Source organism: Thiomicrospira cyclica ALM1 (assembly GCF_000214825.1).
Lineage (GTDB): Bacteria > Pseudomonadota > Gammaproteobacteria > Thiomicrospirales > Thiomicrospiraceae > Thiomicrospira > Thiomicrospira cyclica.
In genome coordinates, this window is the sequence record NC_015581.1 from 606,097 (window position 1) to 626,002 (window position 19,906).

Sequence of the window (19,906 nt, forward strand, 5' to 3'; positions counted from 1 at the left end):
TATGTCGCCAGAAAAGATTCAACAAATGATACATGACCTGTTGCCCGGTTCTCAAGTCACTATGTCGGGTGCTGACTGTAACTTTTCAGTAGAAGTCAAAGCCTCACAATTTAAAGGGATGACGCCTTTGCAACGTCATCGCACCGTGAATGATATTTTTAAACAACAGTTTGAGTCGGGTGAGTTGCACGCGCTTTCGATAAAAACCAGTGTGTTAGAGACGGCATAAATGGAAAGATTGGTTATAACGGGAGGCGCCAAACTCTCCGGAGAAGTTGAAGTCTCGGGCTCAAAGAACGCAGCCTTGCCGATTTTAATGGGCTGTGTATTAGCCAAGTCGCCGGTGACATTATCCAATATTCCGCATTTAAAAGACGTCACAACCAGTCTGCAATTGTTAGCGACTTTGGGTGCGCAAATAATGATCGATGAGCGGATGAATATCACAGTTGATGCCAGTGAGTTAAAAGATTTCACTGCACCTTTTGCATTGGTTAAAAGTATGCGCGCATCTATCCTAGTAATGGGACCGTTATTAGCTCGTTTTGGCGAGGCGCACGTCGCATTGCCGGGTGGTTGCGCGATAGGTTCTAGACCCGTTGATATTCATATTAAAGGTATGGAAGCGATGGGTGCTGATATCCGTATTGAGGATGGCTTTATTCACGCGAAGGCAAAACGCTTGCAGGGTGCGGATATTTTAATGGATAAAGTCACGGTCACTGGGACTGAAAATTTATTAATGGCGGCTGTGCTTGCAGAAGGAGTTACCCATCTACGGAATGCGGCTTGCGAGCCAGAAGTAACGGATTTGGCGATTTTTCTTACTAAGATGGGCGCTAAAATCACCGGCATCGGTACTGATCATCTGGTCATAAAAGGTGTTGATGAATTGAACGGTGTTGATTACCGTGTTATCCCTGATCGAATTGAGGCGGGTACCTATTTAGCGGCAGCAGCGGTAACCGGATCAACTATTACTGTATCCAATGTTGAGCCTGTGCATTTAAAGGCTGTCTTGGCTAAATTCATTGAGGCGGGTTGCGACATATCGACATCGGAGCGTTCTATTAAGATTGATTGCCGAGATCGTCAGTTAAATCCTGTGAACGTTGAAACACAGCCTTATCCTGGCTTTCCAACGGATATGCAAGCGCAGTTTTTAGTTATGAACTTACTGGCTAGTGGACCGGGTGCGATTCGCGAAACGATTTTTGAAAATCGTTTTATGCACGTATCAGAGCTAACCAAAATGGGTGCCCACATAAAAGTCGAGGGCAATCTTGCGGTTACGCCAGGGCAGGATAGATTAAGCGGGGTGACCGTAAAAGCGACCGACCTGCGTGCGTCAGCGTGCTTGATTCTTGCGGCTCTTGTGGCGGAGGGTGAAACCTTTGTCGAGCAAATTTACCATATTGACCGTGGTTATGAGCTGATCGAAGAAAAGTTTCATCGTTTAGGCGCGAATATCCAACGTTTAAGTCATTAATTTACTGAGAAAGTTATGTCAAACCAACTTACGATTGCCTTATCAAAAGGCCGCATTTTTAAAGACACTTTGCCCTTGCTAAAAGCGGCCGGAATTGAACCTTTGGATGATCCGGATACTAGTCGCAAACTGATTTTAGAAACAACACAGCCTAATGTACGTTTATTAGTTGTGCGTACGACTGATGCGCCAACCTATGTGTCATATGGGGCGGCTGATTTAGGTGTGGCTGGTAAAGACGTCTTAATGGAAGCGCCTAGTGATAATTTGTATGAGTTACTTGATTTGCAGATTGCGAAATGTCGTTTAATGGTGGCCGGACCCGTTGAAGAGCGTCCACACGGTCACCGTTTAAAAATCGCCACAAAATATGTCAATTCTGCGCGTGCTTATTATGCCGCGCAAGGTCAGCAGGTGGATTTGATAAAGCTATATGGTTCAATGGAATTAGCGCCATTGATTGGCTTAGCTGATCGTATTGTTGACTTGGTTGATACGGGAAATACATTAAAAGCTAATCACCTCAAACCGCTTGAACACATCGCTGATATTAGTTCACGTTTAATTGTGAATCAGCATGCGTATAAAACTAAGTATGCGCAAATCCAGCAAATAATTGAAAAATTTAACACAGTAATAGGTAAATAATCATGAGCACGCTAGCCATCCGACGTTTTGATGCGAATGAAGCAGATTTTAATACCAACATGGACCAAATCCTGTCTTGGGAAAGTGTGTCCGACGATCGTGTAAACCAAGTGGTTAAAGAGGTAGTGATGGATGTGCGCCAGCGCGGCAACCAAGCACTGATGGACTATACGGCCAAGTTTGATCAATTAACCTTAACCGATTCCGCTGAGTTAGAAATTTCGCAGGCGCGTCTACAGCAGGCTCTTGCGAATTTACCCGCTGAGCAACGTGAAGCATTAGAGTTATCGGCAAAACGCGTCGAAGCTTATCACCTTCGTCAGAAATCAGATTCTTGGAGTTATGAAGAAGCCGATGGCACAATGTTAGGTCAACAGGTTACCCCGTTGGACCGAGTAGGTTTGTATGTACCCGGCGGTAAAGCGGCTTATCCTTCATCGGTGGTCATGAACGCTGTGCCCGCCAAGGTAGCGGGTGTTAAAGAGCTGATTATGGTGGTGCCAACACCGCGTGGTGAAGTTAATGAACTAGTGTTAGCGGCAGCTGCTATTTGTGGTGTCGATCGCGTCTTCTGCGTGGGTGGTGCGCAAGCCGTCGCCGCCTTAGCTTATGGCACTGAAACCATTCCTGCGGTTGATAAAATCGTGGGTCCCGGTAATATTTATGTTGCTACGGCAAAACGAATGGTATTTGGCACAGTGGGTATCGACATGATTGCCGGTCCATCAGAAATTTTAGTGGTTTGTGATGGCGATACAGATCCAGATTGGATCGCGATGGATTTATTTTCGCAGGCTGAGCATGATGAAGATGCGCAGTCTATCTTGGTGACACCAGATGCCGCATTTGCCGATAAAGTGATTGAAAGCATGACTCGCTTGTTAGAGACCATGCCTCGTAAGAACATTATCCGCACCGCTTTGGAAGCCCGTGGTGCCGTGATTACAGTAAAAGATATGGAACAAGCTATTGAGATGATTAATCTGATTGCGCCTGAGCATTTAGAGTTATCTGTTGATGATCCGAAAGCGATGTTGCCTAAGATCCGTCATGCGGGGGCCATTTTTATGGGGCGTTATACGGCTGAGGCTTTGGGTGATTATTGTGCTGGGCCTAACCATGTATTGCCCACATCACGCACGGCACGTTTCTCATCACCATTAGGTGTCTATGACTTCCAAAAGCGTTCAAGTTTGATTATGTGTTCACCGGAAGGTGCCGATACTTTGGGTCGAACAGCCGCTATTTTGGCAGACGGTGAAGGTTTGCAAGCGCATGCCGCATCGGCGCGTTATCGGTTGCGCAAATAACATGGCCGTTGCCTTTAACGCAGTTGAACAAGCTATTGATAGCCTCGTTCGCACAGAGGTGCGGGCAATCAATGCCTACCATGTACCACCAAGTACCAATATGATTAAATTGGATGCGATGGAAAATCCCTATGGTTGGCCGGATGATTTGCGCCAGGCCTGGTTAGCAAAGCTGGCTGAGTTGAGTTTAAATCGCTATCCAGATCCCAGTGCGACTGAGTTGCATCAAACATTGCATCGGCATTTAAATTTAACATCAGCAACGGGGTTGTTGTTTGGCAATGGCTCTGATGAGATCATTCAGTTATTGATTATGGCGGTGAATAAGCCGGATGCAAAAGTGATGTCGATAGCGCCGACCTTTGTGATGTATGACATGATTGCACGGTTTTTAGGCGCAGACTATTGCTCGGTACCCTTGGATGAAAGCTTTCAATTGGATGTTGACAGTTTTATCACTGCAATGATCGAACAGCAACCAGCACTCGTTTTTATTGCCTACCCCAATAATCCAACTGGTAATGCTTTGTCTAGACAAGATGTGATTCGCATTATTGAAGCAGCACCAGGTCTGGTTGTGGTGGATGAAGCTTATCATGCTTTTGCTGAAGATTCCTTTGTGCAGGATACCTGCGCGTATCCTAATGTATTGGTGATGCGGACCTTTTCAAAGGTTGGTCTCGCTGGCTTACGTTTAGGTTATTTAGTTGGTCCGGTGGCATGGATAGAGCAGATTGATAAGTTGCGTTTACCCTATAACATTAACACCATGACGCAAGCCAGCGCACTCGTTGCATTAGCGCATTGGCCGATTCTAGCTGAGCAAGCGTTACAAATTTGTCAAGATCGTGCTGAGCTAGCTAAGCAACTCGCTGAATTGCCAGGAGTGGCTGTTTACCCGAGTGCAGCCAACTTTATTGTGATTCGTTTAGATTTAGCTGGGCCAACCGCAACGGATGTATTTGAAGGCCTCAAAGCGGTAGGCATTCTGATTAAGAATTTGAGTGGTCAGGGCGGTGTGCTTGCTAATTGTTTACGCATTACGGTCGGCTCGATTAGTGAGAATAGCCAGCTACTCAAAGGCTTGGCTGCGCTGTTGCCGTCACGCTAAAAAGGAGTTATTTCAAATGTTGGCAAGGAATCAACTAGTTCATTACTTAGCCGAATATTTGGCCGTCGATCAGTTTAAAGATTATGCCCCAAATGGGTTGCAAGTTGAAGGTACCGAGCAGTTACAAAAAATAGTAACCGGTGTCACTGCGTCAGAAGCGCTTATCGATTATGCAATTGCTCAACAAGCAGATGCGATAATTGTTCATCATGGTTATTTTTGGCGTAACGAAGCGCCAGAAATCACTGGAATGAAACGTCAACGGCTCAAAAAGCTACTGGCTTACGATATTAACCTATTGGCTTACCATTTACCTTTGGATGCACATGCCGAATTAGGTAATAACGCCGTGTTAGGTCGGGCGTTGAGTCTAGAAGATATTACGCCTCAGGCAGGTTTGTTAAGATTGGGTCGTCTTGTTAGACCCGAACCTATTGAAGACTTTAAACAGCGTGTTGGTGCGCTATTGCAACGTGATCCGTTACACCTGCCCGGTGGACCTGATGTTATTAACCAGGTGGCTTGGTGCACTGGTGGCGCTCAACATATGATTGATCAAGCTCAAGCCTGGGGTGCCGATGTTTTTATCAGCGGCGAGGTATCAGAACAAACTTTTCACAGTGCGCTGGAGGGAAAAATTCATTACTTGGCTGCTGGGCACCATGCCACAGAAACTTGGGGCGTGTCGGCATTGGCACAACATATCAAGGAAAAATTCACCATTGATTGTGAGTTTGTGAATTTGGTAAATCCGGTTTAGCTTAAAAAACAATAGGTTACCTCCGAAGAGTTAACTGGATAGAATCTATTAATTGCAGTATAAAGATTTATATATACAACTATTTCAACCGCTTAGGTAGAATAGCTGTTCAATTTTGAGCCATGAGGAAGTCATGACTATGTCTGAAACGAAAGTAATTGAAACACCAAATTTAAAGCGGCGCCAGGTATTAGCCGGGGCTACAGGCGTTGTTGGCGCAGTCGGTGCTGCTTTTGTCGCAGTTCCTTTTGTGGGTTCTTGGCAACCCAGTGAACGTGCAAAAGCAGCCGGTGCTCCGGTGAGTGCTGATATTAGTCAAATGCAGCCGGGTCAAATGCTCACTGTGAATTGGCGCGGTAAACCCGTTTGGGTAGTTAGACGTACGCCAGCTATGATAGAGCAATTGGCGGCATTAGATGAAACTGTACGTGATCCAATGTCTGATAATTCAACTCAGCCCGAATATGCCAAAAACCCGACCCGATCAATTAAGCCAGAGTATCTAGTTGTAGTTGGTATTTGCACCCATTTAGGTTGTTCGCCATTATACCGTCCAGCACCTAACTCTCCGGATATGGCAGCAGGATGGCGTGGTGGATTCTTTTGTCCTTGCCACGGTTCAAGCTTCGATTTAGCAGGGCGTGTGTTCAGAGCTGTACCTGCGCCTTCAAACTTAGAAATCCCTATGCATGGCTATTTGTCCGAAACCGTCATTAGAATCGGTGAAGAAGTCGAAGAAGGAGGGCTTGCATAATGTCAGAATTACAGACACAAAAGACTAACGAACCGGGTGGTTTGTTAAAGTGGGTCGACGATCGCTATCCACTTATTGATACATGGAATAAGCATGTCGCTGAATATTATGCGCCCAAAAACTTTAATTTTTGGTATTTCTTTGGGTCATTCGCGTTATTTACGCTCGTTATTATGATCGTTTCAGGTATTTGGTTGACCATGAGTTATAAGCCGGATGCGGCTTATGCGTTCAATTCTGTTGAGTACATCATGCGTGATGTCGAGTTTGGCTGGTTGATTCGTTACATTCATACCACCGGCGCTTCAGCCTTCTTTATTGTCATTTATTTGCACATGACTCGGGCATTACTCTATGGATCTTTTAAACAGCCACGAGAGTTGGTCTGGTTGATTGGGATGACGATTTTTGTGGTATTAATGGCTGAGGCTTTCTTTGGTTATATGTTGCCATGGGGTCAAATGTCTTATTGGGGCGCTCAGGTTATTATTGGGCTGTTCTCAACGATTCCATTCATTGGCCCTGATTTAGCGACTTGGATTCGTGGAGATTACATCATCTCAGATGCGACCCTGAACCGTTTCTTTGCGCTACACGTTATTGCCCTACCTTTGGTTTTGGTTATCCTCGTATTTATGCATATTGTTGCCTTACACAAGGTTGGTTCGAACAACCCAGATGGGGTCGACATTAAAAAGCATAAAGATGAAAACGGCATTCCATTAGATGGCATTGCTTTCCATCCTTACTACACTGTGAAGGATTCCTTTGGAGCCACCCTGTTCTTAATTGCGTTTGCATTGATTGTGTTTTATGCACCTGAAGGTGGCGGTCATTTTATTGAGGCACCTAACTTTATACCGGCTGATCCTTTGGTGACACCTGAGAATATTGTGCCTGTTTGGTATTTCACGCCGTTCTATGCCATTTTGCGGGCGATACCTGAGCCATTCTTAGGGGTTTTAGCAATGGGGTTGTCGATTGCTGTATTGTTTGCGATGCCTTGGTTAGACCGTTGTAAAGTACGTTCGATTCGTTATCGTGGTAATTCTTACAAGATCTTACTAACTATGTTGTTTATTAGCTTTATTGTATTGGGTGTTTTGGGTGGTTTGCCATCTACGCCACTCTATACAAAATTAGCACAAGTGTTCACGATCTTGTATTTTGCTTTCTTTATTCTTTTGCCATTTACTTCGGCACATGAAAAAACCAAGCCAGTACCAGAGAGGGTTACATCATGATAAAAGCAGTTAAAAATTGGGCTCTAGTTGGTTTAACGCTAATGGCTGGCTTAACATTGAATGTCCAAGCGGCTGGTGGCTATAACATTGAACTTGAGAAGGTCCATAACAATGTTCGCGATACAGAGTCTCTGCAAAGAGGTGCTGTGCATTTCGTGAACTATTGTATGGCCTGCCACTCTGCGAACTTGATGCGTTATAACCGAGTTGCTCGTGACCTTGGTTGGACGGAAGATGAGGTTGTCACTCTTTTATCATATGATCAGCGTTTGCCTGTTGATTATATGAAGACTTGGATGAAAGAGGGTATCTCTGAGCAGTTGTTTGGTATTCAGGCTCCCGACCTTTCAGTAATGACACGTGCTAAAGGAAATGACTACATTTATACTTTTATTCGTGGCTATTACCAGGAAGAAGACGGCACTTGGAATAATAAGGTATTAGAGGGAACTTCTATGCCAAACGTTCTTGAAGGTGTACGACGTCATAGTACAGAAGCTGAGTTTGATCAGTTCACTACTGACCTAGTTAATTTTATGGACTATGTTGGTGAGCCGACGAAAGTTCAACGCTGGGATATGGGCTGGAAGGTTATTGCGTTCTTATTTGTGTTGTTAATTTTAACCTATCTACTCAAACGTGAATATTGGCGTGATGTGAAGTAGTTAGAATTTAACTGCCATAAAAAACCCGCCTCGGCGGGTTTTTTTATGGCAGGATGTTCAATTATTACTAAAGATTAGATGCATGGACAAAACCTAACATGGCAAAAACGAAAATAGAATATGTTTGTACGGAATGTGGTTCTGTGCAACCTAAATGGCAAGGCCAATGTCCGGACTGTGGTGCGTGGAACAGTCTAGTGGAGCAGTTAGCTCCAAGCAAAGCTATTAAAAAAGCAGTAGCTAAAGGGTATAGTGGGACTCAGGCATCATCCATTGTGACTGCAAATGACGTCAATATTGCGGCGATTCCGCGCTTGAGCTCAACCATGTCGGAATTGGATCGCGTATTGGGCGGTGGCATAGTTACTGGTTCGGTTATTTTGCTAGGCGGGGACCCAGGGGTTGGTAAATCATCCTTGCTAATTCAAGTATTGGCTCGTATTGCAGAGACCTCATCGGTGCTGTATGTGTCAGGCGAAGAGTCTTTGTCGCAGATAGTCATGCGCGGCCAACGGATGCAACTACCCTTGGACAATATGCGTTTTCTCGCAGAAACCGATGTTGAACGCGTTACCGATTTGGCGCTGTCTGATCAGCCACAGGTGATGGTGATTGACTCAATACAAACGATGCAAATTACCGAGTTAAGTGCCGCAGCAGGCGGTGTTAGCCAGGTTCGAGAGTCAGCCGCTTATCTAACCCGATTCGCTAAACAGAATAACATTGCTATTTTTCTAGTGGGTCATGTGACGAAAAGCGGTGAAGTAGCCGGACCTAGAGTGCTCGAACATATTGTCGATGCGGTGTTGTTTTTAGAAGGCGAGTCAGATAGCCGTTTTAGAACGTTACGCGCCATTAAAAACCGCTTTGGGGCGGTAAATGAACTGGGTGTGTTTGCAATGACGGAATTGGGTTTAAAACAAATCAAAAATCCCTCAGCAATATTTTTGTCACGGCGTGCCACTCCAGCTCCGGGTTCAGTCGTAACCGTTATCTGGGAAGGCTCTAGGCCATTATTGGTTGAACTGCAAGCCTTGGTTGCAGAATCGCCCTTTGGTCAGCCACGACGGGTGAGTGTTGGGGTTGATGGTAATCGAATTGCTATGCTTTTGGCGGTATTGCAGCGTCATGGCGGTATTCAAGCCGCAGATCAGGATGTTTATATTAATGTGGTCGGCGGCATTAAAGTCAGTGAAACCAGCTCGGATTTAGCGCTACTTCTGGCCATATTATCTAGCTTGCGTAATCGGGTGTTTGATAATTCGTGGTTGGTGTTTGGTGAGGTGGGGCTATCAGGTGAAATCCGTCCTGTCCCCAGTGGTCAGGAGCGGATTATAGAAGCGGCGAAACATGGTTTTAAGCGAGCCATCGTGCCCAAGGCAAATATGCCTAAGCCTTTACCCAAAGACATTGAAGTGATTGGGGTCGAAAGCTTAGCAGAAGCCCTCGCCGTTATTGATTAATGCTGTTTAGATGTGTCTGCCACAGCGCCATTAGGCTAGGGCTGGTCGCTGCAACAGCCGATCGTTTTATGAGGCTGGGGGTAAAAACAGTTTCACCATTGAGTGTGGCACTGCGACCACCTGCTTCATTTAAAATCAGCCAACCGGCCACATAATCCCAAAGGCTTTGACTGCCATGCAGATACACTTCACCACGACCCGCTGCAATCCAGCACCAATCAAGTGCGACTGATCCAAAGCTGCGTTGTGATGCATAGGGTGGCTCGGTAGCGAGTGCACTGGCCATTGGCTTGGGTAGTCGTTTAAAGTCAATAACTCCAACGGCTCTGTTGAGCTGAGTAATGCTGTTGGTTTCACTCGTTAAGGGGCGTTCATTACAAAAAGCCCCTAGTCCTAAACGGGCGTGAAATAATTCATCTCGTGCGGGATCATAAACCAGGCCTGCAACGACCTGTCCTTCAATAACTAGAGCTAATGACAGCGCGTAGACATCAATGCCGTGGGCAAAGTTGGTGGTGCCATCAACTGGATCAAGAACCCAGCAGCCTGAAGCAGATTCTAGTGCCGCTTGCTGGCTAGTATGGTCTGACTCTTCGCCTAAAAACGCGAACTGAGGCCAGTGTTTGGCAAGATAGGTTTTAACCGCAGCTTGTGTTGCTGTGTCAGCCTCGGTCAGTAAACTGCCATCTTGCTTATGGGTCGCACTGACCTGTTGAAAACGCTGTTGAATTTCTTGTTGACCCAGTTGACGGATCTGTTTTAACAGGCCTAACCAGGCCTGGTTGTCAGTAAAAGGGTGAGTGGGCATTTGCAATTATCTCAGTGGTTATTCGTTACGTTCAAGTTTGGAGTCAATAATCGATAGAGTGATCGATTCAACCGCATTTTGGGATACCTCAAGCACCTCAAGGCAATAGTTACCGACTCGAATACAGGTACCGTTGTTCGGCAAGGTTTCCAATTGTTCTTGGATGAGACCATTGAGGGTCTTAGGGCCATCAGTCGGCAGGTTGAGTAAATAGGTTTTATTGAGATCACGGATAAATTCGGTGGCATCAACGGTCATCGAACCATCGGCGTGAATAGCAATGGTTTCTGCTTCTTTTGCCCGGGCATCTGTTGATAACTTACCAACAATTTCTTCTAGTAAGTCTTCAACGGTCAATAAGCCCTGCAGCTCACCATACTCATCAACGATTAAGGCCATGCGGCGTTTGTTTTTATTAAAGTTGGCTAGCTGGGTGTTTAAACTGGTCGTCTCCGGTACAAAGTACGCAGGGCGTGTTAGTTTAATAATATCTTTAAGACTAATATCATCGCGCATGAGCGTTGGTAGGGCTCGGCGTAAGTTTAAAATGCCCACTAGGTCATCATCCATTGAGCCACGATAAAGAGGGATGCGGGTATAAGAGGACTTCTGCAGGTCTTTTAAGAAATCTTCAAAAGGTTGTTCGGTATCGACACCATAAATTTCTTGCTTTGGAATCATCACGTCTTCAACGGTAACGCTTTCGAGGCGCAAAATGCTTCCTAGCATATCTCGGTAATGTTGCGGCAATTGCCCTGTGGCTTCATCAATCAAGGTTTGAAGTTCTTCCTGACTTAAAGAGTGATCAGCTTTGGTTTTGCGTACTTCAACCTTAAACAGCTTTAAGAAACCGTTGGCGACAAGGTTTACAAACCAAACAATCGGCCAAAGTATTTTTAACAAGGGAAGTAAAAAAAATGCGGCAGGATAGGCTATTTTTTCAGGGTAAAGCGCGGCAAGCGTTTTCGGCGCAACTTCGGCAAAAATCAAAATAATTAATGTAAGCAGGCCTGCTGCTACGGCGATACCGGGTTCCCCCATTAATCGCAAAGCAATAATGGTGGCAATTGATGATGCAAAAATATTTACAAAATTATTACCCAACAAAATAACGCCCAGCAGTCTGTCAGGCTGGGACAAGAGTTTTTCGACCCTAATCGCCCCTTTGTGGCCACTATTAACCTGATGCTTCAAGCGATAGCGATTAAGTGCCATCATGCTGGTTTCAGAGCTAGAAAAAAGCGCTGATAAAATGATGAGAACAGCCAGAATTGTAAAAAGTAAAACGAGCGATATATCGTTCAAGACGGTGCCTAACCTAAAAAAGAATTCTCATTATAGCGGCTTTTCATGATGTTGCTAGTGTTGAATGCCCATCAAGATTAACTGGGTGCCTATGAAGCTGATCAGCAAAAACAAATAAGCTCCCAGGGTAAACTTGGCCGCAGTTTGACCTCTCCAACCAAAGCGGTAGTGCCCAATCAAAAAGTACGCATAGGTAAACCAAGCTAATAACGAAAAGAATGTTTTGTGGGCGAGCTTTTGTGCAAAAAAGTCCTCAATAAAGTAAGCGCCACTGGCAATACCAAAACTCAACACAATAAACCCAATAATGACTAGTTGTACTAGGGTTTTTTCCATCATTTGTAGCGGGGGCAGGGCATGAATTAATTGCGATAATTTGCGCTGTTGAAAGCGTTTCTCTTGAATCGAAAACAAGATCGCTTGTGCTGCTGCTAAGCCTAATAGGCTATAAGCGAATACCGATACCACTATGTGAGAACCGAGTGCATAACTAATGGTGCTGGTGGTGTCAAACAAATAGGGCATAAAAGTCACAATAGCACCGAGGGGGAAAATAAAAACGCCCAGGGTTTCAGTGGGTTTGTTCAAACTAATGAGTAATAGTGAAAATACGCCAATCCAGCCGATAAGTGATAAGGCGTTACCAAAGCTAAACAACATCGCATCTGGGGTAAATAGATTCAGCGTGAGACTGATGGTGTGCAACACAAGCCCCATAGAAGCGGCTATAAGAATCGGAACTCTTAAAGAGGTGCCTTTGGGTATGTCGCCACGAATACAACGACTTAGATAGTAGCTGCTGAGCAAATACATGGCGCTTGCCATGATTGCAGTCAAGATGCTAATCATAATGGTGGCTCAATCCTTTAATCTATTTATAACGGGGTTAATACACTATAATAACCAAATTTACACAAATTACCGAATTAGCGCACGAAAAAATTGCGTCAATGGATGAAAGAACCAACTGCGGGGTGTTATGTTTGATAATTTATCGGATCGTTTAGCCAAAACATTCAAGGCCATGAAGGGGCAAGGGCGCCTCACCGAAGCGAACATTAAGGATGCGCTTCGCGATGTAAGGCGTGCCTTGTTGGAGGCCGATGTTGCGCTACCGGTTATTAAATCCTTTATTACGCGAGTGCATGATCGCGCCCTAGGTCAAGAGGTGTCTTTAGCGCTAAACCCTGGGCAAGCTTTTATTAAGATTGTGCGTGAACAGTTGACTGAAACCATGGGACAGCAGGTTGAGCCGCTGAGTTTTAAAGTAGAGCCACCTGCGGTCATTATGATGGCGGGTTTGCAGGGTGCGGGTAAAACCACCACCGCCGCGAAGTTGGCAAAATGGCTTACTGAACGGGAAAAGAAAAAGGTCATGTTGGTATCGGCCGATGTGTATCGTCCAGCGGCTATTAAGCAGTTAGAAACGCTAGCATCACAAATTAATGTCAAATTCTCACCTTCCAATGCTAATGAAGACCCGGTGGCCATTGTGGAACGAGCTCGTATGGAAGCCCGTAAGCAATTTGCCGATGTTCTGATTGTCGATACGGCGGGTCGAATGCATGTTGATGATGCCATGATGGCGGAAATTAAAGCTTTGCATCAAGCAGTAAAGCCGATAGAAACCTTGTTTGTTGTTGATGCCATGACCGGTCAAGATGCCGCCAATACCGCTAAGGTCTTCCATGATGCTCTGCCTTTAACGGGTGTGGTTTTAACCAAAGCTGATGGTGATGCTCGTGGTGGTGCGGCCTTGTCTATCCGAGAAATTACCGGTAAACCAATTAAGTTTATAGGTATGGGTGAGAAGGTCGATGGTATTGAACCCTTCCATCCAGACCGAATGGCAGGGCGCATTTTAGGGATGGGTGATGTACTCAGCTTAATCGAAGATGCTGAAAATAAAATTGACCAAAAGCAAGCGCAGGCATTTGCTAATAAATTGCAAAAGACCGGACAGTTTGACCTTGAGGATTTTCGCCAACAACTGCAACAAATACAAAACATGGGTGGAATAGGCGGGTTGATGGGCAAGCTACCGGGTATGGGGCAGGTTAAAAATCAACTGCAAGACGGTGTCGCTGAAAAAGAGTTTAAGCGTCTTGAAGCTATTATTAATTCGATGACACCCCATGAGCGGGCGCACCCAGCGTTATTGAAAGGTTCACGTAAGAAACGAATTGCGGCCGGTTCGGGGATGCAGGTGCAGGATGTTAATAAGCTGTTAAAGCAGTTTGAACAGATGCAAAAAATGATGAAAAAAATGTCTAAAGGCGGCATGAAAAATATGATGCGGGGCATGGCGGGCAAGTTACCACCAGGCCTGGGTAAGGGCTTAGGTGGCCTGCCAAAATAACCCGTTTAAAATAGTTAATAAATCATTAGGTTATCTGTTTAATTTCGGGTATAATCCGCGATTTCTAATTCCCGCTTTTAAAAACGGGTATTAGTGATTTGTTTAGCTTTAGCTAAATGGTAAAGGAAGAAGAATTTGTTGGTAGGATTTCCTGCCATCGCCTGACGAATCTAAGGAGATGTGATGGTCGTTATTCGTTTAGCCCGTGGTGGCTCTAAAAAACGCCCTTTCTACAAAATGGTTGTAGCTAATGGTAGCAATAGTCCAACTGGACGTTTCATTGAACAAGTGGGTTTCTTTAATCCATGTGCGCGTGGTAACGAAGAACGTCTTCGTGTTGATCAGGCGAGAATTGATCACTGGGTAGCGCAAGGCGCTCAACTGAGTGATCGCGTTAAGTCTTTAGTTAAAAGCGCTTAACGAAGGATAGCGGTTGACGATGGAGCAAAACCCGTTAATCGTTGGCCGTATTAATGGCGTCTTTGGCGTCAAGGGTTGGGTAAAGGTGTTTTCCTTTACAGATCCGATTGGCAATATTGTGAGTTATCAGCCCTGGCAAGTAAAAACAGCGCAGGGCTGGCAACAAATGACGGTATGTGAATCGCAGGCACCGCAAGGTGGCAAAGCGATAATTGTTCATCTCGAGGGTGTAGACACCCGTGAGCAAGCACGTGACTTGATGGGCGCAGACATTGCTATTTTTCGTGATCAGCTCCCTGATGATCAAAGCGGCTTTTATTGGCATGATTTGGTGGGATTGAACGTCGAAAATAGCCATGGTCATTGCTATGGAAAGGTTAAAGAGTTTTTGGAAACCGGTGCGCATGATGTTATGCGTATTGTGGGTTCTGAAACCTACCTGATCCCATTTGTGATGGATGTATATGTTATGTCGGTTGATTTCGAGCAGAAGACAATTCTGGTTGAATGGCCGACAGAGCAAGACTAGGGAACCTTGTGCTGAGATTTGATGTCATCAGTATTTTTGGTGAAATGTTCGGCGCGATTACTGCGCAGGGCGTCAGTGCCAAAGCCCTGGAGCGAGGCTTATACGATTTGGTGTTGTGGAATCCTCGTGATTTCACCCATGATAAGCACCGTACCATTGATGACCGTCCTTATGGTGGTGGGCCAGGTATGGTGATGATGTATGAGCCCTTACGCGATACATTTAAAGCGATTGATCAGGCTGCGGCTGATGTGCCAAACCATCGAATTTATTTGTCGCCACAGGGTAAGCCCCTAACGCAACAAAAGATCGAAGAATTGGCGGCTTTACCCCGAATAACATTGTTATGTGGTCGTTATGAAGGGGTTGATGAACGTGTTATTGAGAACTTTGTTGATGAGGAAATTGCCATTGGTGATTTTGTCGTCAGCGGTGGTGAATTACCCGCCATGATGTTGATGGATGCGGTAATTCGCTTACAACCGGGTGCTTTAGGGCATCAAGACTCGGCGAAACAGGACTCGTTTAGTGACGGTTTACTGGACTGTCCGCATTATACCCGACCTGAAATAGTGGACGGTATGGCAGTGCCTGCTGAGTTAATGAGTGGTCATCATGCACAAATTGCCAAGTGGCGCTACGAGCAGCAGCGGCAACGTACGCAAGTGCGGCGCCCAGATTTGTTAAACAATTAAACAATTTGGACGCAACCTCTGATGTTGCTGATTGCCTAAATGGGTCAGCAGAACGACATTATGTTGCGATAAAGTAACCATGGTCCTCATGTGATCATGATTCCCTCGGAGAAAATTAAGATGAGCGATATCATCAAGCGTATTGAAGCAGAACAAATGACGAAAGAAATCCCAGCCTTTGGCCCTGGTGATACGGTTATTGTTCAGGTTAAGGTTAAAGAAGGCACGAATGAGCGTTTACAGGCTTATGAAGGCGTGGTTATTGCGAAACGTAATCGTGGTTTGAACTCAGCCTTCACTGTGCGTAAGATTTCACACGGTGTGGGTGTTGAACGTACTTTCCAAACCTACAGCCCGCTCGTTGATAGTATTGAAGTTAAGCGTCGTGGTGATGTACGTCGTGCGAAGCTTTACTATCTTCGTAACCTATCTGGTAAAGCGGCACGTATTAAAGAAAAGCTGTAAGACTGATCTTTGTATGATGAAAAATAAAACCGCCCATGTTGGCGGTTTTTTTGTACCCGGGGTTTTATAATAGACAGTAAGCTGTGGTAATTAAGGCGCTTGTTTGATGAAAAACTATACAGTAATTCTTGCTGCGCTGGTGGTGGGCCTGGTCATTGAGCTGGGAAGGGACCATGCGGTAATTTCAGTGAATGATGACGATGCGAGTGTACATCTCATGCCTGATTTCACTGAATTTGTTGTCGTTGAAGAGCGTAAGCAGGCATTTACTGATTTTATTCTACCGATCATTCAGCAACACAATGAGCAGTTGCTGGAACAACGACAGTGGTTACAAGCACTAGAGCTTGATCGGCTGAGTGCTGATGAGTTGTCTTATTGGCGTGCGATAGCCGAGCATTATCATGAGCCTATGCCGCTTTATGATAACCTAGCCAACTGGCGACAAGCGATGTTAGTCAAGCTTGATACTATCCCTGTTTCCTTAGCTTTGAGCCAAGCGGCCAAGGAGTCAGGTTGGGGGCAATCGCGATTTGCCCAGCAAGGTAATAATTTGTTTGGCCAATGGTGTTTTACGGAAGGCTGTGGTCTTGTCCCCTTAGCCAGGCCGTCCGGTCAATCTCACGAGGTACGGGTGTTTGATTCCCCCGATGAAGCAGTCGCCGCTTACATGCATAATTTAAATACCAGTCATTTTTATAACGAGTTTCGGCAGCATCGAGCAGAAATGCGTCAAATACAAAATACGCTTGATGGTTACTTATTAGCTCAGGGTTTAGGAGCCTACTCAATTCGAGGTTCTGCCTATATTGCAGATATTCAAAGTTTGATTCAATTTAACGGTTGGTTAGCCTATGACCAATAAGTGCGTGCCAACGCTCCCCGTTTTGCCGAGTGTTGGCTGGCGAGAGAGGATCATTTTTCCAAGTTTAAATAATGCCAAGTTGATAGCAAAGGTTGATACGGGAGCTCGTTCATCGGCCTTGCATGTTCAGAATTTAGCAGTTGTTGAGCAGGGCGGACAGCGGTGTGTCAGTTTTCAACTGCCTAAGGAATTATTTGCTCACCAGGTGTTATCGACCCATGAAGCGCATCAATTTACCTTGCCCCTTATAGCACAACGAACTATTAAAAATTCAGGTGGTCAACAACAACAACGCTGTGTTGTAGATTTACCGATTCTTTTGGGTGAGTATCACTATACTATTGAAGTTACTCTTACCTGTCGCCAAGCGATGAAATATCCCATGCTACTGGGGCGGACAGCAATTCGCGGTCGATTTTTAGTCGATGTTGCAACAAGTTTTCAATTATCCCATTAAGCTTTAGCCATTTTGTGTTTAGGAATAAATACCATGAAAATAGCGATTCTATCGCGTAATAAGCAACTGTACTCTACCCAACGTCTTGTCGACGCGGCTCAATCTCGCGGACACGAAGTCCACGTTATTGATGCATTACGCTGCTATATGAATATCACATCGCACAATCCTGAAATTCATTATAAGGGCGAGGTTTTAACCGGTTTTGATGCGGTTATTCCGCGAATAGGCGCGTCGATAACCTTTTATGGCACAGCCGTATTGCGTCAATTTGAAATGATGGGGGTATACCCACTGAATGAATCGGTTGCGATTACCCGTTCACGTGACAAATTGAGAAGTCTGCAGTTGTTGTCTAAACACGGCGTTGGTTTACCAGTTACCAGCTTTGCACATTCACCGGATGATATTGATGATCTCTTAAATATTGTCGGTGGTGCACCGGCCGTGATTAAAGTACTGGAAGGCACCCAAGGCATTGGTGTGGTGTTGGCTGAGACCAAACAAGCGGCGCAGAGTGTCATCCAGGCATTTATGGGCTTAAAAGAGCACATTCTGGTGCAGGAGTTTATTAAAGAAGCCGGTGGCTCAGATATTCGTTGCTTTGTGGTGGGTGGCAAGGTGGTTGCAGCGATGAAGCGTCAAGGCCAAGAGGGTGAATTTCGTTCTAATTTACATCGCGGTGGCAAAGCCAGCCTAATCCGGATTTCACCTGAAGAGCGGGCGACAGCTCTTCGAGCGGCACGAATATTAGGTTTAAATGTATGTGGGGTAGATATTTTACGTTCCAATCATGGTCCGGTCGTGATGGAGGTTAATTCCTCGCCTGGATTAGAAGGGATTGAAGCGGCATCACAAAAAGATATTGCTAGCATGATTATTGACTTCATTGAGAAAAATGCCAAACCTAATCGTACTAAAACCAAGGGCAAGGGCTAATTTCGGTGGTCAGAAAGGTTGATAATTTTGCTATTCAAGGCGTTTCGATAGCGCCCGGTGAGGTTAAACGCATCGATATCCAACTGGGGCAGTTGTATACGCAAACCCCGATGACCATGCCGATACAGGTGCATCGAGGGCGGCAGTCCGGTCCGATCTTATTAGTTAGTGCCGCTATTCATGGTGATGAATTAAATGGTGTTGAGATTGTAAGGCGGTTGTTGAAACACCGCTCGTTGAAGCATATCAAGGGTACGCTTATCGCCGTTCCCATTGTCAATGTGCATGGTTTTATTAACCAAAGTCGTTATTTGCCGGATGGTCGTGATTTAAATCGCAGTTTTCCTGGCTCAGAGCGCGGTTCGTTAGCTGGGCGTCTAGCCTATTTGTTTATGCAAGATATTGTGGCCTTAGCCACTCATGCCATTGATTTACATACCGGTGCCAGACACCGAACGAATCTGCCTCAGGTGCGTGTTGATTTGGCTCAAGCGACGGTGCTACCCCTAGCCAAGGCCTTTGGTGCACCGGTTATCCTCGATTCCAATTTACGTGATGGGTCATTACGCGAAGCCGCAGTGAAGCTGGGTGTTCCAACACTTTTGTATGAAGCCGGCGAAGCACTACGTTTTGATGAAGTTGCGATTCGTGCTGGGGTGCAGGGGATATTGCGTGTTATGCGCCAATTAGGCATGATTCGCGGTCGAGCGAGTTCGTTGCATAAAGCCTTGCCTGACTCCTTAATTGCTCGGTCGTCTTACTGGGTTCGAGCACCCCAAGGTGGCATCTTTCGCTGTGCTGTAACACTGGGACAAAAAATTGATAAACATCAAACATTAATTGGTGAGTTAGCCGATCCCTTAGGCGATCAAGCGGAAAAAATTTATGCGTCAGTGAGTGGGGTGGTGATAGGTTTGCTAGAGTTGCCACTGGTGCATGAAGGAGAGGCCTTGTGTCACATTGCCAGCTTTAGTGAAATGGATCAGGCCGTTGCCGATATTGAGCAATTTACTGAGCAAATGTATGCTCAAATTGAACAGCAGGGATAATTGGATTATCAACTTCCCTGCTCTTATTTAGCGTGTTCTAGGGGCAACCGGAGGTGGTGCAACGTCTGGTGCGCTTCCATCAATAGAGGGTGGCATCTGGCCCTCAACCCGTTCATGAATTTCCATCACCATGCCGCTTTGGGTCACGATGTATTCATCATCATATACGTGGACGACTTTGAACACCAACGGACGAATTTGAATGCCGTCTTCAAATAAAGGTTCGCCTTTGGTCATGTACATACCACAGAGTGAAGAACCCACAACAACCTTGCCTTCTGACATCATTTCATAATCACGGTGACTAAGTAGGCCCAGCGAATCAACTCGGTTGTAAAAACGTTGCTGTTCTTCTGGTGTTTGCTGATGGTAATAGCGACAAAGCAACACAGGGCGAACACTGGACAGGTCTTCAGGTGCTTGAAAAATTTCAGTTGTACTTGGTGTGCTGTTGCTTTCAGCGGCTATGGCTGGTGTGCTTAGCGACAGCGACAAGGCGCCAGTGGCCAGGATACCCGTAAAAGCGAGCCATGATTTTTTCAATTGCATTGCGATTTTCCTATTTTCATAA

At 45.5% G+C, this 19,906-nt stretch carries 23 protein-coding genes; 19 read left to right on the top strand and 4 right to left on the bottom strand.

Annotated features, from left to right (window positions below):
• The first annotated feature begins 1 nt into the window (after window position 1).
• From THICY_RS02415 to radA, 10 genes are all read left to right on the top strand, one after another.
• Window positions 2–229, top strand: coding sequence for a BolA family protein (locus THICY_RS02415; RefSeq protein WP_013835030.1), 228 nt, complete (start codon window positions 2–4; stop codon window positions 227–229).
• Window positions 230–1,489, top strand: a complete 1,260-nt coding sequence (gene murA, locus THICY_RS02420) for a UDP-N-acetylglucosamine 1-carboxyvinyltransferase (RefSeq protein WP_013835031.1) — start codon at window positions 230–232, stop codon at window positions 1,487–1,489. It abuts the gene before it with no gap.
• Window positions 1,490–1,504: 15 nt separating this feature from the next.
• On the top strand, window positions 1,505–2,137 hold the full coding sequence (hisG, locus tag THICY_RS02425) for an ATP phosphoribosyltransferase (RefSeq protein WP_013835032.1): 633 nt from the start codon (window positions 1,505–1,507) through the stop codon (window positions 2,135–2,137).
• Between the two features lie 2 nt (window positions 2,138–2,139).
• Complete coding sequence (hisD, locus tag THICY_RS02430; protein ID WP_013835033.1) at window positions 2,140–3,447, top strand: histidinol dehydrogenase; 1,308 nt, start codon at window positions 2,140–2,142, stop codon at window positions 3,445–3,447.
• A gap of 1 nt (window position 3,448) precedes the next feature.
• On the top strand, window positions 3,449–4,558 hold the full coding sequence (gene hisC, locus THICY_RS02435; RefSeq protein WP_013835034.1) for a histidinol-phosphate transaminase: 1,110 nt from the start codon (window positions 3,449–3,451) through the stop codon (window positions 4,556–4,558).
• A 16-nt stretch (window positions 4,559–4,574) separates the two neighbouring features.
• A complete protein-coding gene (locus tag THICY_RS02440; protein WP_013835035.1) occupies window positions 4,575–5,318 on the top strand; it encodes a Nif3-like dinuclear metal center hexameric protein in 744 nt (247 codons plus the stop codon).
• A gap of 139 nt (window positions 5,319–5,457) precedes the next feature.
• On the top strand, window positions 5,458–6,072 hold the full coding sequence (petA, locus tag THICY_RS02445) for a ubiquinol-cytochrome c reductase iron-sulfur subunit (protein ID WP_013835036.1): 615 nt from the start codon (window positions 5,458–5,460) through the stop codon (window positions 6,070–6,072).
• Window positions 6,072–7,316: a cytochrome b gene (locus THICY_RS02450; RefSeq protein WP_013835037.1), complete on the top strand. Its 1,245-nt coding sequence runs from the start codon at window positions 6,072–6,074 to the stop codon at window positions 7,314–7,316. The genes petA and THICY_RS02450 overlap by 1 nt, the downstream gene beginning before the upstream one ends.
• Complete coding sequence (locus THICY_RS02455) at window positions 7,313–7,981, top strand: cytochrome c1 (RefSeq protein ID WP_013835038.1); 669 nt, start codon at window positions 7,313–7,315, stop codon at window positions 7,979–7,981. Before THICY_RS02450 ends, THICY_RS02455 begins: the two co-directional genes overlap by 4 nt.
• A 98-nt stretch (window positions 7,982–8,079) precedes the next feature.
• On the top strand, window positions 8,080–9,444 hold the full coding sequence (gene radA, locus THICY_RS02460) for a DNA repair protein RadA (protein ID WP_013835039.1): 1,365 nt from the start codon (window positions 8,080–8,082) through the stop codon (window positions 9,442–9,444).
• On the opposite strand, the gene THICY_RS02465 is transcribed toward radA, so the two are convergent.
• From THICY_RS02465 to THICY_RS02475, 3 genes are read right to left on the bottom strand one after another with little or no spacing between them, the layout of a single operon-like run.
• Window positions 9,434–10,252: an inositol monophosphatase family protein gene (locus THICY_RS02465; RefSeq protein ID WP_013835040.1), complete on the bottom strand. Its 819-nt coding sequence runs from the start codon at window positions 10,250–10,252 to the stop codon at window positions 9,434–9,436. The genes radA and THICY_RS02465 overlap by 11 nt on opposite strands.
• 18 nt (window positions 10,253–10,270) lie before the next feature.
• The gene (locus THICY_RS02470; protein WP_013835041.1) at window positions 10,271–11,557 is read right to left on the bottom strand and encodes an HlyC/CorC family transporter; all 1,287 of its coding nucleotides are present in this window, start codon (window positions 11,555–11,557) and stop codon (window positions 10,271–10,273) included.
• A 54-nt stretch (window positions 11,558–11,611) separates the two neighbouring features.
• Window positions 11,612–12,406 carry a cytochrome C assembly family protein gene (locus THICY_RS02475; RefSeq protein ID WP_013835042.1) on the bottom strand — a complete coding sequence of 265 codons (795 nt, stop codon included), beginning with the start codon at window positions 12,404–12,406 and terminating at the stop codon, window positions 11,612–11,614.
• A 130-nt stretch (window positions 12,407–12,536) separates the two neighbouring features.
• On the opposite strand from THICY_RS02475, the gene ffh reads away from it, so the two are divergent.
• The 9 genes from ffh (at window position 12,537) to THICY_RS02520 (ending at window position 19,335) form a co-directional block, all read left to right on the top strand.
• Window positions 12,537–13,916 (top strand): signal recognition particle protein, encoded by a 1,380-nt coding sequence (ffh, locus tag THICY_RS02480; RefSeq protein WP_013835043.1) that lies wholly within the window; start codon window positions 12,537–12,539, stop codon window positions 13,914–13,916.
• Between the two features lie 183 nt (window positions 13,917–14,099).
• Complete coding sequence (rpsP, locus tag THICY_RS02485; protein WP_013835044.1) at window positions 14,100–14,336, top strand: 30S ribosomal protein S16; 237 nt, start codon at window positions 14,100–14,102, stop codon at window positions 14,334–14,336.
• Window positions 14,337–14,355: 19 nt separating this feature from the next.
• On the top strand, window positions 14,356–14,865 hold the full coding sequence (gene rimM / locus THICY_RS02490) for a ribosome maturation factor RimM (protein WP_013835045.1): 510 nt from the start codon (window positions 14,356–14,358) through the stop codon (window positions 14,863–14,865).
• 8 nt (window positions 14,866–14,873) lie between these two features.
• Complete coding sequence (gene trmD, locus THICY_RS02495; protein WP_013835046.1) at window positions 14,874–15,560, top strand: tRNA (guanosine(37)-N1)-methyltransferase TrmD; 687 nt, start codon at window positions 14,874–14,876, stop codon at window positions 15,558–15,560.
• A gap of 120 nt (window positions 15,561–15,680) precedes the next feature.
• Window positions 15,681–16,025, top strand: a complete 345-nt coding sequence (gene rplS, locus THICY_RS02500) for a 50S ribosomal protein L19 (protein ID WP_013835047.1) — start codon at window positions 15,681–15,683, stop codon at window positions 16,023–16,025.
• A 106-nt stretch (window positions 16,026–16,131) separates the two neighbouring features.
• Window positions 16,132–16,890 carry a glucosaminidase domain-containing protein gene (locus tag THICY_RS02505; protein WP_013835048.1) on the top strand — a complete coding sequence of 253 codons (759 nt, stop codon included), beginning with the start codon at window positions 16,132–16,134 and terminating at the stop codon, window positions 16,888–16,890.
• Window positions 16,880–17,347, top strand: coding sequence for an ATP-dependent zinc protease family protein (locus tag THICY_RS02510; protein WP_013835049.1), 468 nt, complete (start codon window positions 16,880–16,882; stop codon window positions 17,345–17,347). The genes THICY_RS02505 and THICY_RS02510 overlap by 11 nt, the downstream gene beginning before the upstream one ends.
• Window positions 17,348–17,380: 33 nt before the next feature.
• Window positions 17,381–18,286, top strand: coding sequence for a 30S ribosomal protein S6--L-glutamate ligase (gene rimK / locus THICY_RS02515; RefSeq protein ID WP_013835050.1), 906 nt, complete (start codon window positions 17,381–17,383; stop codon window positions 18,284–18,286).
• Window positions 18,287–18,291: 5 nt separating this feature from the next.
• The gene (locus THICY_RS02520; protein WP_013835051.1) at window positions 18,292–19,335 is read left to right on the top strand and encodes a succinylglutamate desuccinylase/aspartoacylase family protein; all 1,044 of its coding nucleotides are present in this window, start codon (window positions 18,292–18,294) and stop codon (window positions 19,333–19,335) included.
• Window positions 19,336–19,362: 27 nt separating this feature from the next.
• On the opposite strand, the gene THICY_RS02525 is transcribed toward THICY_RS02520, so the two are convergent.
• Window positions 19,363–19,884, bottom strand: a complete 522-nt coding sequence (locus tag THICY_RS02525; RefSeq protein WP_013835052.1) for a hypothetical protein — start codon at window positions 19,882–19,884, stop codon at window positions 19,363–19,365.
• Window positions 19,885–19,906: the final 22 nt, after the last annotated feature.

Bases quoted from the DNA above. Each gene is read 5' to 3' on its own strand.
- hisC (WP_013835034.1), top strand. From the start codon at position 3,449: ATGGCCGTTGCCTTTAACGCAGTTGAACAAGCTATTGATAGCCTCGTT.
- radA (WP_013835039.1), top strand. From the start codon at position 8,080: ATGGCAAAAACGAAAATAGAATATGTTTGTACGGAATGTGGTTCTGTG.
- murA (WP_013835031.1), top strand. From the start codon at position 230: ATGGAAAGATTGGTTATAACGGGAGGCGCCAAACTCTCCGGAGAAGTT.
- rimK (WP_013835050.1), top strand. From the start codon at position 17,381: ATGAAAATAGCGATTCTATCGCGTAATAAGCAACTGTACTCTACCCAA.
- THICY_RS02465 (WP_013835040.1), bottom strand. From the start codon at position 10,252: ATGCCCACTCACCCTTTTACTGACAACCAGGCCTGGTTAGGCCTGTTA.
- THICY_RS02455 (WP_013835038.1), top strand. From the start codon at position 7,313: ATGATAAAAGCAGTTAAAAATTGGGCTCTAGTTGGTTTAACGCTAATG.
- rpsP (WP_013835044.1), top strand. From the start codon at position 14,100: ATGGTCGTTATTCGTTTAGCCCGTGGTGGCTCTAAAAAACGCCCTTTC.
- hisG (WP_013835032.1), top strand. From the start codon at position 1,505: ATGTCAAACCAACTTACGATTGCCTTATCAAAAGGCCGCATTTTTAAA.
- THICY_RS02505 (WP_013835048.1), top strand. From the start codon at position 16,132: ATGAAAAACTATACAGTAATTCTTGCTGCGCTGGTGGTGGGCCTGGTC.
- THICY_RS02440 (WP_013835035.1), top strand. From the start codon at position 4,575: ATGTTGGCAAGGAATCAACTAGTTCATTACTTAGCCGAATATTTGGCC.
- THICY_RS02475 (WP_013835042.1), bottom strand. From the start codon at position 12,406: ATGATTAGCATCTTGACTGCAATCATGGCAAGCGCCATGTATTTGCTC.
- THICY_RS02510 (WP_013835049.1), top strand. From the start codon at position 16,880: ATGACCAATAAGTGCGTGCCAACGCTCCCCGTTTTGCCGAGTGTTGGC.
- ffh (WP_013835043.1), top strand. From the start codon at position 12,537: ATGTTTGATAATTTATCGGATCGTTTAGCCAAAACATTCAAGGCCATG.
- rimM (WP_013835045.1), top strand. From the start codon at position 14,356: ATGGAGCAAAACCCGTTAATCGTTGGCCGTATTAATGGCGTCTTTGGC.
- hisD (WP_013835033.1), top strand. From the start codon at position 2,140: ATGAGCACGCTAGCCATCCGACGTTTTGATGCGAATGAAGCAGATTTT.
- THICY_RS02415 (WP_013835030.1), top strand. From the start codon at position 2: ATGTCGCCAGAAAAGATTCAACAAATGATACATGACCTGTTGCCCGGT.
- THICY_RS02450 (WP_013835037.1), top strand. From the start codon at position 6,072: ATGTCAGAATTACAGACACAAAAGACTAACGAACCGGGTGGTTTGTTA.
- THICY_RS02525 (WP_013835052.1), bottom strand. From the start codon at position 19,884: ATGCAATTGAAAAAATCATGGCTCGCTTTTACGGGTATCCTGGCCACT.
- rplS (WP_013835047.1), top strand. From the start codon at position 15,681: ATGAGCGATATCATCAAGCGTATTGAAGCAGAACAAATGACGAAAGAA.
- petA (WP_013835036.1), top strand. From the start codon at position 5,458: ATGTCTGAAACGAAAGTAATTGAAACACCAAATTTAAAGCGGCGCCAG.